The sequence below is a fragment of the Dehalococcoidales bacterium genome (assembly GCA_028716225.1).
GTDB lineage: Bacteria > Chloroflexota > Dehalococcoidia > Dehalococcoidales > UBA5760 > UBA5760.
On record JAQUQE010000017.1, the window covers coordinates 1 to 13,354 of the forward strand.

General features: G+C 47.0%; 13 protein-coding genes, 4 tRNA genes and 2 pseudogenes. 7 read left to right on the forward strand and 12 right to left on the reverse strand.

All coding sequences use genetic code 11. The annotated features are described in order from the left end of the window. The 6 genes and pseudogenes from PHI12_09355 to PHI12_09380 form a co-directional block, all read right to left on the reverse strand. Positions 1-160 (reverse strand): annotated as a pseudogene (locus PHI12_09355) (transposase). A 95-nt stretch (positions 161-255) separates the two neighbouring features. Further along, entirely contained in the window at positions 256-1,311 is a 1,056-nt protein-coding gene (locus tag PHI12_09360; protein ID MDD5511006.1) for an N-acetylneuraminate synthase family protein, read from the reverse strand. Positions 1,312-1,466: 155 nt separating this feature from the next. Then, positions 1,467-2,114 (reverse strand): methyltransferase domain-containing protein, encoded by a 648-nt coding sequence (locus tag PHI12_09365; GenBank protein ID MDD5511007.1) that lies wholly within the window; start codon positions 2,112-2,114, stop codon positions 1,467-1,469. 18 nt (positions 2,115-2,132) lie between these two features. Further along, positions 2,133-3,314, reverse strand: coding sequence for a UDP-4-amino-4,6-dideoxy-N-acetyl-beta-L-altrosamine transaminase (gene pseC, locus PHI12_09370; GenBank protein ID MDD5511008.1), 1,182 nt, complete (start codon positions 3,312-3,314; stop codon positions 2,133-2,135). Beyond that, on the reverse strand, positions 3,314-4,288 hold the full coding sequence (gene pseB / locus PHI12_09375) for a UDP-N-acetylglucosamine 4,6-dehydratase (inverting) (protein MDD5511009.1): 975 nt from the start codon (positions 4,286-4,288) through the stop codon (positions 3,314-3,316). The genes pseC and pseB overlap by 1 nt, the downstream gene beginning before the upstream one ends. 39 nt (positions 4,289-4,327) lie before the next feature. Continuing rightward, positions 4,328-5,605 carry a nucleotide sugar dehydrogenase gene (locus PHI12_09380; protein MDD5511010.1) on the reverse strand — a complete coding sequence of 426 codons (1,278 nt, stop codon included), beginning with the start codon at positions 5,603-5,605 and terminating at the stop codon, positions 4,328-4,330. A gap of 316 nt (positions 5,606-5,921) precedes the next feature. On the opposite strand from PHI12_09380, the gene PHI12_09385 reads away from it, so the two are divergent. The 4 genes from PHI12_09385 (at position 5,922) to PHI12_09400 (ending at position 6,252) form a co-directional block, all read left to right on the forward strand. Beyond that, positions 5,922-5,997 (forward strand) — tRNA-Val (locus tag PHI12_09385). A 1-nt stretch (position 5,998) separates the two neighbouring features. Beyond that, positions 5,999-6,082, forward strand: a tRNA-Leu gene (locus PHI12_09390). An 11-nt stretch (positions 6,083-6,093) separates the two neighbouring features. Beyond that, a tRNA-Arg gene (locus PHI12_09395) sits at positions 6,094-6,167 on the forward strand. A gap of 8 nt (positions 6,168-6,175) precedes the next feature. Beyond that, positions 6,176-6,252 (forward strand) — tRNA-Val (locus PHI12_09400). Between the two features lie 55 nt (positions 6,253-6,307). Here PHI12_09400 and PHI12_09405 read toward each other — a convergent pair. Further along, positions 6,308-7,243, reverse strand: a complete 936-nt coding sequence (locus PHI12_09405) for a prohibitin family protein (GenBank protein MDD5511011.1) — start codon at positions 7,241-7,243, stop codon at positions 6,308-6,310. A gap of 282 nt (positions 7,244-7,525) precedes the next feature. Here PHI12_09405 and corA point away from each other — a divergent pair, with 282 nt between their 5' ends. Further along, positions 7,526-8,590: a magnesium/cobalt transporter CorA gene (gene corA, locus PHI12_09410; protein MDD5511012.1), complete on the forward strand. Its 1,065-nt coding sequence runs from the start codon at positions 7,526-7,528 to the stop codon at positions 8,588-8,590. A 41-nt stretch (positions 8,591-8,631) separates the two neighbouring features. Here the strand turns inward: corA and PHI12_09415 are convergent, their stop codons facing one another. The 5 genes and pseudogenes from PHI12_09415 to PHI12_09435 all read right to left on the reverse strand — a co-directional run bounded on the left by PHI12_09415 (position 8,632) and on the right by PHI12_09435 (position 12,388). After that, positions 8,632-8,922, reverse strand: a complete 291-nt coding sequence (locus PHI12_09415) for a J domain-containing protein (GenBank protein ID MDD5511013.1) — start codon at positions 8,920-8,922, stop codon at positions 8,632-8,634. A gap of 158 nt (positions 8,923-9,080) precedes the next feature. Then, positions 9,081-9,764, reverse strand: a complete 684-nt coding sequence (locus tag PHI12_09420; GenBank protein ID MDD5511014.1) for a DUF1638 domain-containing protein — start codon at positions 9,762-9,764, stop codon at positions 9,081-9,083. 23 nt (positions 9,765-9,787) lie between these two features. Then, positions 9,788-10,324 carry a class I SAM-dependent methyltransferase gene (locus PHI12_09425; protein ID MDD5511015.1) on the reverse strand — a complete coding sequence of 179 codons (537 nt, stop codon included), beginning with the start codon at positions 10,322-10,324 and terminating at the stop codon, positions 9,788-9,790. A 114-nt stretch (positions 10,325-10,438) separates the two neighbouring features. Further along, positions 10,439-10,726, reverse strand: a pseudogene (locus PHI12_09430) (DUF134 domain-containing protein). Positions 10,727-11,038: 312 nt separating this feature from the next. Continuing rightward, positions 11,039-12,388, reverse strand: a complete 1,350-nt coding sequence (locus PHI12_09435) for an FAD-dependent oxidoreductase (GenBank protein MDD5511016.1) — start codon at positions 12,386-12,388, stop codon at positions 11,039-11,041. A gap of 109 nt (positions 12,389-12,497) precedes the next feature. Here PHI12_09435 and PHI12_09440 point away from each other — a divergent pair, with 109 nt between their 5' ends. Both PHI12_09440 and PHI12_09445 read left to right on the forward strand, forming a co-directional pair. After that, a complete protein-coding gene (locus PHI12_09440) occupies positions 12,498-12,779 on the forward strand; it encodes a metal-sensitive transcriptional regulator (GenBank protein MDD5511017.1) in 282 nt (93 codons plus the stop codon). A 24-nt stretch (positions 12,780-12,803) separates the two neighbouring features. Continuing rightward, complete coding sequence (locus PHI12_09445) at positions 12,804-13,229, forward strand: YbaN family protein (protein ID MDD5511018.1); 426 nt, start codon at positions 12,804-12,806, stop codon at positions 13,227-13,229. Positions 13,230-13,354 lie beyond the last annotated feature (125 nt).

Here is a 13,354-nt window from a genome sequence, read left to right on the forward strand (position 1 = left end):
TCAACTCGCTGACGGTAAGACCAGCATACTTCGCCTTCCAGTTGTAATAGGTGGCGTCGCTCATCCCGTACTTGCGACAAAGATCAGCGACCCTGGCCCCGGCTTAACTTTCCCGGAGCACGGCTATGATCTGTTCCTCAGTATACTGTCTTGCTTTCATGAGTCCTCCTGGTTTATTTATTATACCGGAAGACTCTAACTCATGGTGTGACTGTTTTCGGTGGAAAGGTCAATGCTCTCCCACTCAATTCAATATCAACTAAGCTTATCCAGAGTGATTATCTCATCCTTCTTAATTGCAGCAATCAACCTCTTGCCAACTATTGAATCTTCTTGACGTGGGTCTAGCCCCACACCTGAACGCTTGAATAGTAAATGCTTTGCCTCTAGGCAAGTACCCTCCGACAAGTCACATTGGGCCACAATACTACGCCTCATCTGGCTGCGGTCAGCTAATTCACCAGAAGCAAGCACTCTTTCCGAGGTACCCTTAACGACATCAGCGAGACGCACCAATTGCACACACCTTTCCATCGCATCAGGCGCGAGACAAACCTCCCAGTCAGGTCCTCGCCAGCCAAGCTGTGGTGCTAGGTGTTTGGTGATAACGGCTGCTCCATTCGCTACGGCTAACGCTGGCACAATCTCACTTGACGTATGATCAGTAAAACCAACGGGCAAGTGATACCGATCACGTAAATAATTAACGGTGGATAGCGAGACCTGTTTTTCTGGAACTCCGCGTCCTGAACCGGTAGCCATCACATGCTGGCCATGCAATAGGCAGAACGAACCACACTTTCGATGCAACAGACGATCAACAGCCCAGTCAATATCGTCAATGGATGACATAGCCGTACCAACCATAAATGGCACTCCTGTTTCAGCGATAGCATCCAGCATGCGGGGATTCACCAAATCAGAGGAGTTGATATCCAATAAGGGGTATCCAGCTTCAACAAGTTGTGTCACCAAATTGTCGCTCAACGGACTGCCCACAATAAGTAAATGGTATTCTTCCGCAATCATCCTCAAAGATACCAGCTGTTCCCGTGAAAATTCACGCGACTTGTAAACAGCATGAGCAGGGTGTGTGCGCACGTATAAATCATCGGCTATCGCAAATTGGAATTCAATCGCGTTAGCACCAGTTTGTGCTGTCAGTCCAATCATTCTTATAGCAAGTTCATAATTCCCCTCATTCGCCTGCCCCTCTTCAACCATAAAAAAGGTGGGATGACCATTCCCAATCACATGAGATCCAACTTTCATCTCGATCGGCATAGAAGTCCGCGCAATTTGCTCCGTCATAGTTAATACCTCTACTAACTACAGCCACTCAGTCTCTTAAGAAAATGCCAATTCCGAACATCCAGGATTTCTTGCTCAATCGAAATAACACAGTAAAACGCCATGACAACATATACAAATGATCGCCCAAGATACAATATCACGCTATGCTTCATCTATTCTCTTATTTTTCGAAGTAACAGCATAGTATCCACATTATCATTATTCAGGTATTTGAAATGCTCTTCCTTGACCAATGTCATGTTGCGAAATCGATTGAGAAAAAGCTTAGCAAAGTCAGTTTTCCAGAGTAATTCAGCATGCCCCCGGTAGTCTATTTGGGTATACACATCAGAATAGTATTCAAAGCACCAGATATATTTTTTGGTACACCGGTATATTTCGTCTAGAACATTGGCAATATCATAAGGAGCTATGTGGATTAAAAGTCCGGAGGTAAAAACAAGATCAAAGTAACCATCCTTAAAGGGAATGTCGAAGGCAGAACCCTGGATTATGTTTATACCTTTAGTCCTGTTTTTCGATAGTTCGACGGCATAAGGCTGCAACTCAATATCGTATAGATTCTTGAATCCTATATTTTGTAGCAACAGTAACTGGTTCCCAATATTCGAGCCAACCTCTAAGACCGTTATATCTCTGTTAAGATCGCCAACAAACCTGGAATTCATCTCTGTGCGTGTAATTCCAAGACGCTCTTTGTATAACCGCTCTACTTCCTGCAAAGAAAGAGCATTGCGGTCGGTATAATCCTGTCCAAAATTACCCGCCCAGGCCTGCATCTGCTTCGTGAATTTATTCATGTCGGTAACCCCTCCTCACTATTTTCTATAGTGGTGTACAACCTTTCCCACCGCTTCAATTACATCCGCAATATCCTCATCATTCATCTTGGGGAAGAGGGGCAGGGTGATTGCCCGTTCATAATATCTCTCTGCTTTGGGATAGTCGCCTCTTTTATAACCAAATGTATTTTGATAAAAAGGGTGCAGGTGCAAGGGCATATAATGAACGTTTACCCCGATGTTTTCTGCCCTCAGCGCCTCAAATATTTCTTTTCTACCAGCCTTCAGGAACTCAGTCCCCAGTTGAATAGGATAGATATGATATGATGCTCTGACATCGCCCTTCTCAACAGGAGTTACGACCTCTTCCATCCCGGCGAAAGCGTCATTATACCTGGCGGCTATTTCCCTCCTTCTGCTAACAAAGCGGTCCAGCTTCTTAAGCTGGCTGATACCCAGAGCACATTGAAAATCGGTAATCCGGAAGTTATACCCTGGTTGGTATATCTCATAATACCAATTACCATTGACAAAACCGTTCTTTACTATACCATGATGCCTGAAGATTTTGAGCTTCTCATAGTATTCCCTATTATTGGTTAGAATTGCACCGCCTTCCCCGGTAGTAATATGCTTCACCGGGTGAAAGCTAAAGATGGTCATATCAGCTATACTACCAACCTTCTTCTCCTTATACTCGGCACCCAAAGCGTGACAGGCATCCTCAATCATAACTAATCCTTTCTCCTGGGCTATGGTCTTTATTTCAGTCAAATCAGCAGGGTGCCCGGCAAAATCCACCGCCAATATTGCCTTAGTCTTAGGCAATAATCTTTTGATAATCTCCTGAGGATCAACATTCAAGGTGTCCTCTCTTATGTCAGCAAATACCGGCTTACCGCCACAGTACACCACCGCGTTAGCAGTACCAGCAAAGGTAAGCGGCGTAGTTACCACCTCGTCACCTGCAGAGATGCCTGCTACAGCGCAGGCAGCATGGAGAGCAGCAGTACCACTGGAGACAGCTACGGCATATTTGGTTCCACAATATTCAGCTAGTCGGCCCTCAAATTCAGCAACTTTAGGCCCCTGGGTGATCCAATCGCTCTTGAGAACCCCGGCGACAGAGTCAATATCTTCATCACCAATCCACTGACGACCATATGGTAGAAGCTCACTCCTTACCGGAATGCCGCCATCTATTGCTAATCGTACCACTAAAGCTCCTTCAGCATTCCCTTAAGCTCATCTTTAGTCAACCACCAGCTATTGCTATCGCTGGTATATGTGAATCCTTCCGGGAGAAGCTTAGCTCCTTTAAGGTTATCCTTTTTCCAAAAGGAATGCTCAGGCTCAATAACGAAGTAGTCATCAAACTCCTTCGCATGTCTGGCTTCTTCCTCAGTCAATAGAATTTCATTGAGTTTCTCTCCAGGACGAATCCCAACAATCTCTCTTTCAACTCCCGGAGCGATCGCATCAGCTATATCAGTAACTCTCATACTGGGAATCTTAGGGACGAATATTTCACCACCACTCATTCTATCAAGACAGTCGATAAAAAAACGGACCCCTTGCTCCAGGGTAATCCAGAATCTCGTCATACGTTCGTCAGTAATAGTAACTCTACCATTATCCCTCTGCCCCAAAAAGAGGGGGACAATGCTACCCCGGCTACCAACCACATTGCCATATCTCACACAACCAAAGGCGGTCTTCCGCGGTCCGACATAAGAATTAGCCTGGAGGAAAAGCTTCTCAGCTACCAGCTTGGTTGCCCCGTAGAGATTTACCGGGTGTACTGCCTTATCGGTACTAATAACTATCACTTTTTCAACACCATTATCAATGGCAGCGTCAATAATATTAGACGCACCGTCTATATTTGTCTTCACTGCCTCAAGGGGGTTATATTCACAGGTTGGAACCTGCTTTAGTGCGGCGGCATGAATGATAATATCAACCCCGTTCATCGCCCGATACACTCTCTCTCGATCTCTCACATCGCCAATAAGGAAACGCAACCCGTGGTGATTGTTAAACTTTCGTTGCATTTCTTGTTGGAGAAATTCCCCGCGAGAGAATACCCTTATCACCTTCGGGGCATGATCTCGTAAAGCCACTTCGACAAACTTCTGCCCAAACGAGCCGGTTCCACCGGTAAGCAAAATCGTTTTGTTTTTCAGTATCATCAAAAAATCTCCGTTATTACTTTATGTCACCATTCCCTTTCATAAACCTTGATAGTAAAACCCCTTACCCTCCACTTCCTCCCTATCAAATACCCCCCTGACATCAATCAACACCGGATTATTGTTCATAATGTCCTTTAACGTGTCGGCCTTGATATTCCGAAAAGCAGAGTGCGCAATGGTGATAATGACACAATCAATTCCCCGCAGCTCTTCCAGATCGGAGACGGACTTGATACCAAATTCGCTCCGGATATCATCCAACAGGGGATCGTAGCCAAGTACTTCCACCCCGTACTCCCTGAGCCGTTTGATTATCTTCCCGGCCGGGCTTTCCCTGGTATCAGCGACATCCTGTTTATAAGAGAGTCCCATTATCAGCACCCGGGCACCCTTTACTACCTTGCCGGTGTTGATTAAGCCCTTGATAGCCAGCCTGGTAACATAATCGGGCATACCATCATTTATGGCACGCCCCGCCAGAATCACCTGCGGGTGGTAGCCCAGCTCCCTCGATTTATAGACCAGGTAGTAGGGGTCGACCGGTATGCAGTGACCGCCGACCAATCCCGGAGAGTAGCGGACGAAGTTCCACTTGGTCGCCGCCGCATCCAGAACATCTTTAGTGTTCAAGCCCATCTTCTCGAAGATGAGGACCAATTCGTTCATCAGGGCGATATTCAGGTCACGCTGGATGTTTTCGATCACCTTGGCTGCCTCGGCGGTCCTGATATCCCTGGCCCTGAAGATATGCGGCGTCAGCTTGCCGTATAGCCCGGTAACAATATCAGTTGTTTTTTCATCCATTCCGGAGACTATCTTGGTTACGTTCTCAATAGTATGCTCTTCGTCACCCGGGTTTATCCGCTCCGGGCAGTAGGCGATCCCGAAGTCCCGCCCGCACCTAAAGCCCGACTCTCCCTCCAGGATCGGCCTGACGACTTCTTCGGTCACACCGGGGTATACCGTGGACTCCAGTATCACGATACTGCCCCGTTTCATATTCCGCCCGGCAATTGCAGCGGCACTCTCGATATAAGACAAGTCAGGCTCCTTGGAACCGGTTACCGGCGTGGGGACACAGATAATAATAAAGTCAGCCCGGCCTATCTCCACGGGGTCGTCGATGAGAGTAAGATTTCCGTTATTATTGCCCTTCTTCAGCTTAGCCAGCTTCTTGCCGTCAACATCGAAGCCGATTACACTCAAGTGTTTGGAGAACGCTTCCGCCAGGGGCAGGCCGACATAGCCCAGACCAATGACGCATACAGTAGTATTGCCCGTCATAAAACCACCACTTACCTTCTTCTTTTCCATATCAGACAGCCGGTTTGCTCGTGACCATATTTGAATATACCGCTGATAGACATTTTACTACCGCGCTATCCTGATATCTACTGTTTTTCCGGATATTTTAAGGTTGTTTAGGAAACGTTTAGGCGGGGAAAATCGGGGGCAGCCGTTGAGGGTTTGCTGAGACTTGCTGCCGGTTGAATCCGGAATACTAATCATATATAATACAAATCGAGAGCGAGGCTGGAGGGATGGGATTTTCCCGGCGGAACACAATAGAAACGACCTCTTGCTTTAGTAAATTTCCGTCCGGATTTGAGGACAAGTCAGCTACGGTTTCGGGCGGTTAGCTCAGCGGTTAGAGCGCTTGCTTCACACGCAAGAGGTCACCGGTTCAAATCCAGTACCGCCCACCATGCCGAAGTGGCGGAATGGCAGACGCGCTACGTTCAGGGCGTAGTGTCCCAAAAGGGCGTGTGAGTTCAAATCTCACCTTCGGCATTATTGATCAAGCGCTTGTAGCTCAGTTGGATAGAGCGCAGCCCTGCGGAGGCTGAGGCCGTGGGTTCGAGCCCCGCCAAGCGCGCTATTAATGGGCGGTTAGCTCAGCTGGTTAGAGCGCCTGCTTTACACGCAGGAGGTCAGAGGTTCGAGTCCTCTACTGCCCACCACTGATTTAGCTTTAGAGTGTTCACAAGCTCCTACGAATACTCTAAAATCCTTCACCTATGGCGTCACCTCCGGAATGACCAGGTCAAGACCCTGCTCCGAAGGTATCACAATTACCTTGATATCTTCACCAAGTCTGTCGAGAAAGATATACTGTAGCACTTCCGGGGATAGAGATTCGGCAATAGCGGCATTGGCAGCAACCTGCGCATCGGTGACAATACGAATGTACTCGGCTTCACCTTCAGCCTTTGCTATCCGCGCGGCGGCTTCTCCCATTGCCTGGGCCTCTGCCTGTTCGGCCTCAACCTTCACCCGCTCCAACTTGTTCCTTGCCTCCCGTACCGCTTGCTCTGCGGCTACCTTAGCTTCGATAGCAGCAACAAAGGTATCGCTAAACTGAAACTCCGTTATCGATACTGCCTCAGTGATGATACCTCTCTGCAACAGCCGGGTCGACAGGCTCTGCTCGATAGCAGACTTAACCTCGTCACGCCTCAAGATGAGGTCCTCCGCATTGTATTTAGCTGTCACCTGCTTCACAGTTTCCTGGACAGCCGGGGCAGCGATTCTATCTATGTACCCCAATCCCAGTGTCCGATAGATTTCAGCAGTTGCCTCCGGCCGCAGCCGCCAGTTAAGGGCGATAGTGGTTCTCACATCTTGCAGATCAAGTGACGCGGCGGCGGCACCGGCCTCATATTTCTCGGTCTGTACCGACATTTTGATTACTGACTCGATAAACGGCAACTTTGCCTGTAAACCTTCTTCCAGTATGACGCCGGTAACGGCACCAAACCGGGTCACCACGCCACGATGACCGGCCGGTACAGTCACCAGTGAGCTGCCGATAATGCTGGAGATGATAATAACAAGCCCGATAATGCTGGCAATTTTACCCCTGTGCTGGTTATCAAAATCAGCCCCGTGTCTTCTCCAGAAATACAGACTAACAGAAGCAACAATAATACCGATAACAAGCAGTGCAATCATTTTTTCGTCTCCTTTTGATTAGGTAACGGAAATTTCCCAATTAGAACCACCGGATCGTGTTGCCACCTTAACACATACTTTATTCCATAATCAAGCCCAATTCCGACAGTTCAGTTTTCCCGGGTATTTTAACACGTTGCGGCATCTGCTAAACGCTTGACAAGCCTGTAATATCAGCGTAGTATTACTCCCCAAATAGAGCTTGCGTTAACGATTCGTAGCTGGGAAAGCATCTTTCTGAGTATTGAGGAAATTGCTATCATTTCATTACGGTGAGCCAAAATGTCGAGACTAATTAAGAAGACGTCCCAAAAGGCGGGGCTTCCCCCGGGCACCCTGGTGCATATCGGTGAAAGAAAGGCCGGCAAGGTCCGCATTACCATAATCGACTACGATGAGTTTAATCTGGAGGAGACCGAAGCAAGTACGGTTGAGGAATGCCTTCCCTACAAAGATAAACCGACCACTACCTGGATTAACATAGACGGCATCCACAAGACAGAGGTTATTGAGAAAATAGGCCAGCAGTTCGACTTGCACCCCCTTTTGCTGGAGGACATTGTCAACACAGGACAGCGCCCGAAGATGGAAGACTTTGGCGACTGTCTTTTTCTTGTCCTGAAGATGCTGAGCTACGCTGATGAGGACCACAAAATAGAAGCGGAACAGGTCAGCCTGATCCTGGGTCCGAACCTCGTCATATCCTTCCAGGAGCGTGAGGGCGACATCTTCGACACCATTAGAGAGAGAATCAGAAAGGGAAAGGGGCGGATCAGAAAAGCCGGGGCTGATTATCTCGCCTACATGCTGATAGACGCCGTAGTCGATAACTATTTCATAGTACTGGAGACCCTCGGGGAGGAGATCGAGGATATAGAAGCGGAGCTGGCAAGCAACCCAACCACGAAAATGCTACACAAAATACGCACCCTGAAGAACGAAATGCTATTCCTGCGCAAGTCATTGTGGCCGTTGAGAGAAGTCGTCAGCGGTTTGCAAAGGGGAGAATCAAGCCTGATCCAGCAAGCCACGCAAGTATACCTCAGAGATGTTTACGACCATACCATTCAGATTATCGATACCGTAGAGACCTTCCGGGATATGCTATCCGGCATGCTGGATATTTACCTTTCCAGCGTGAGCAATAAAATGAATGAGGTAATGAAGGTGCTAACCATCTTCGCCTCGATATTTATACCGCTGACTTTCGTGGCCGGCATTTACGGAATGAACTTTGAATTCATGCCGGAGCTTAAATGGCATTGGGGCTACCCCGTAGTTTTGATCGTAATGTCTGCTATCGCCACCGCCCTGGTAATTTATTTCAAGAGGAAAAAGTGGCTATAGGGTAACCAGGTCGACATCACCTACTGTAGTACTGTTTGAAGCTACATCCTCCAGTTTTCAAACCACCACTCGATATACGCCTCTTGAGGATACGCCCTGGCAAAGGCCTTTTTTGTAAAGCTATATTTATATTTTTTGCAGTACTCTTCAAGCAACTCATACGCCCGATTGATTTCCCTCATCATCTCTTGTTCACCCTCAGTTCCCCCTGACTTATCCGGATGATAACGACGGGCCAGATTACGGTAAGCGGCCTTTATTTCTTTTAGACTGGCTGTTTCACCAAGACCCAGCAATTTTCTGGCTTTTTCAATTTCCCCAAAGTTTGCCATATCTTTATCCGACCAATTTCTTCGCAGATATTTATTAACTCCGACTGACGTATTAAACACGCTGTGGTACTTAAAATACCAATAACATCAACATGCTAGATCCTATCAGTGTACTTTAAATATGGGCCCGATTTCTACCAAGCGTTCCCTTTACTTTTCTATTCTATCGCTCCTATTAGTAAACATTTCATTCTATCCAGCGTAATATTATGGGACTCTATAGGAATCCCCATCCAGTCGGATAAGGCCAATATCTCCTCGGGGTTATTTCCCATAAGGTGATCAAAGAAACCGGTAGCATCCAGTATAATGGCCCCGCCAGAGTGTTTAGGGAAATTTTCGTTAGCTAACCCTTTGTCCCATCCCTGATAAACATAGTGCCGGTATTTCAGCCATCCTGGAGTCATCCAGGACACATCTCTACCCCGGGGTATGCGTTCTCTATCTTGAGCACTGGCAAGCATATCAATACAGTGATCCGCTTTTATCCTGCTGATTTTAATGCCGGGTGTAAATTGCTCCTCAATTATGGTATCTAAACTGCGGTATGGATCATCGGTATTCACATAGCAGAACTTACCGCCATAGAGCACAATGATATTCGGGGCATAGCTCTGAGCAGTATTTATTTGTCTTATTAACTGCCTCTCCAGTTCACGCGGTAATTGGTGAAGGCCTGGTTTGGTATAAAGAATTTTTCTGGCATTAAGAAAACCAATATCCTTGAGGTAATTCAATTCCATATTGAGCGTACCGCAAGCGACAATTGCATATTCCTGAAAGTTATGCATGCCTCCCTGACAATTTGGTTCAGTCCTATTTTCAGCGCTACTTTCATTCATCACAAATTAGTCTCATTATTAGGTTATTTCTTACTAGCTGTAATAATTGTAAATCCGGCATCGGGATCATAGCCTTCACTCGGAAACTCCATATCTCTTAACTCTTGGGGTCTCTGAAACAACGTTGAAATGACCTTTTTAACCGAGAAACCCGCTTGTTTCAACAGCATAATAACTTCATCATAATTGTAAAAGGTAGCGTGTTTGTAGAAACGATTTCCCGCCAGCTTCTTTTGCTCGTAGAATTTACCCCAAGGGCTTCCCCTCAACACTAGACCCAGTACTACATTGCCTCCTGGAGCTAAGATACGGTGAGTCTCTTTCAAAACGAGTCTGGGTGAATCAACAAAGCAGAGAGTAACTATTATGAATACCGATCCAAACGAACCGTCCCGAAAAGGACTCTTTTCACCGCTGCTTAAGCAAGTATCTATTCCCCGGCTTTGTGCAATTTTCAGTAGTTCGCCAGAGGGATCAATGCCCTTTTGGATTCCCAGAGCCCGGGCAAAACGGCCGCTGCCCACGCCTATCTCTAACCAGGGATGGAGTAACGAAAGCATGACCTCCTGAAAAGCGCGCACCTCAATATCAAAGATCAGCTTCCCTTTATCCTCAAACCACAAGTCGTACTCTGAAGCTAATCTATTGAAAGTTATGGCCTTAGTATCAAAAGCTACTTCAAAATTACCCCCCTCAATTCTTATCGCCTTACCGTTTAATAAAGCATCGGCAATCTTTTGCCGGGCTGAGGCAAGGACTCTCTGGAATGTAGGGCGTGATATATTCATCTTGACTGCACTTGCCTCCTGATCTAGACCCTCCAGATCCTTCAAGCGTAATGCTTCTACCTCTTCCATTGATACACATATTTCTTCCATAAACCTCAAAGGTGTTCCCGCCGGCTTAAAGTATGTTATATCCGGCACAAAACCGATTCGTCTCAGTCGCGGTGGTCTAGTCATTTAATCCTCTCACTCGTTAATAACGATCATATGCTCGTTATTAACGATAACACCAGCTATCTAGTTAGTCAATATATGTATATAAGATAAGAATGAGACTTATTGACTGCCTTCACGATTGAATAGATAGGGCTACTTAATCCAAAGAATCCACTCGAAGACGGAGCAGTGAACTTCGAGAGCCTTCGGCGGTCGTTTAATCAGTGTTCATAATGAAGTAAGGATATGGACATAAAACATAAAAAGGGGCAAGCACAAATCCTGCCCCTTTTTATTAATATCTAAGACCAAAGCTACTATAGGAGTTAGTAGTTACGACGCATTAGCCGTATTCTTGACCTTATGCAACGCATTACTCGCAGCATCCGTAATCTGATATGCCAACGGAGATGCAGTGAGCCACGGATGTGTACCCATGGGGAACATGGCGATCTGTTCCATGGTCATTCCATTAACGATAGCAGCCGCAATTATGTTAGCTACCTCGCCCACCGTATGAGTACAACAGGCACAACCGCCGACTATCTTACCTGACCTGCGGCAGAAAGCCAGTCTGACTCTCATCGGATGAGCCTCCGGCATAGTTCCCGGATGTTTTGAAGCAGCCTCCGCCTCTCCCACAATTATTTCATAACCCATTTCACGAGCCTTCGCCTCCGTCAGGCCTGCCACAGCAATAGCAGTGTTTCCCAGTACTGTTGAAAATACGCCGATAGTACCTACGTTACGCCACTGTGGCTGGAAGAGATTAGCCGCCGCAATCTTACCCTCTCGTGTGGCTATTGAAGCGAGCCTTAGCGGTGTTGGCGCCCCGTTGAAGAAAGAATATTTCTCGGCACAGTCACCGACAGCAAAAATACTACCGTCAGTAGTTCTCTGGAACTCATCGACCTTAATTCCGCCAGTGGTACCGATTTCTAAACCAGCGTTCTCCGCCAGTTGTACATTCGGCTTAACACCGATTCCGACGACGACCAAGTCGCATTTAATCTGCTTACCGCTCTGCAGGGTTACAGACTCGGCCTTACCAGTTCCATCGATAGATTTTACGCCGTCGCCGGTGATTAATTCTATACTATTACTTCTCAAAGACTCTTCCGCTCTTATGCATAACTCGGTGTTGCAGACCAACTGCAGACAATGCTCAAGCAGCTCTACTACCGTAACCTTGTGGCCCCGCTTGCGGCACTCGTCAGCGAACTCCAACCCGATGAATCCGCCCCCGATTACCACGATATCACCGGTGCCGTTAATAACTTCGGCCAGCCTCTCAAGATAATCAGTATTTTTCCAGGCAAACCAGACTCCCTTTTTATCTATTCCCGGGACAGGTGGCTGCAGCGGACTAGAGCCGGTAGCCAGAACCAGCTTGTTATAGCCTATCTCCTCGCCACTCTTGAGCTTGACCGTCTTGCTATTACGGTCAATTGCCACCACCTCGCCAATCTTCAATTTAGCTTCTCCGAGGATTTTATCCGGAATAATATTTTTGCTAACTGCTCCCAGCGTACCGAAGATGTAGGGAATCCCACAGGGGACCGGAACCTTTTCCTCCATCCGTATTACCAGTATATCTTCGAGGCCATGGTGCTTTTGAGCACATATGGCAGCCTGTATTCCGCCGGCACTACCCCCTACGATGACCAGTTCGTGCTTTTCCATGATGGTATTACCCTCCCCTTTTTTATATAATTGTACTGAAATCGAAGGTTATTATACCCCCCAGGGGTATAATTAGCAAGGTTTTAATTTACTCTGTCACGGAGGCCCGATGGCTAAGAAGCAAATCAATAAAAGGATCCTGATAAATCGACTAAAAAGAATCGAGGGGCAGACGCGCGGCCTGCAGAAGATGATAGAGAACGATCGTGATTGCGAAGCCATATTAACACAGTTAGCAGCAGTCCGTTCGGCAGTGGAGAGCCTGGGGGCACTGGTATTGAACAATTACCTGTACTTCTGCTTTACCAGAGCAGAAGATAAGGAACCTGAGGGAATCGGCTCACTGGCACGGGCATTAACCATTTGGGGCAGGGTTTACATCAAACGTTAATGATATCACCAATAAGGGATTCATGTGTTTACTCCATCCGCAACTTTAAAGAGCCGGCTATTCATCGCCGCCGGTAGTATCTCTATCGGTGTTGGTATCATCGGCATCTTTCTGCCTCTTTTACCGACGACACCCTTCCTACTGCTGGCTGCCTATTGCTATGGCAGAGGCTCGAAGCGGCTATATAATAGGCTCCTGAGAAACAGGCTCGTGGGGGATTACCTAAGGAATTATTTGGAAGGTAAGGCAATGTCTATCAAAGCTAAAATCTACTCACTTAGCCTATTATGGACGGTTATCGGGCTGACTGCCGCGTTTGTTGTCGACAGTCAAGTAGTCAAAATCGTTCTGTTAGCGGTCGGTGCCGGAGTAACGGTACACGTGGCTCTATTAAGACTTGTGACATCCAGGCTGGTGCTCGCCCAAAAATCCATGCCTCACGGGAAATAGGTTAGATTGAATGAGCTTTCGAACCGGGAAATACTCACTACTCAATGAAGATACTTGCCACTACGTATGTCGGTATTTTTATTCATCTCCTTGACAAAACCCTAATAATAGTATTAAGATTTATT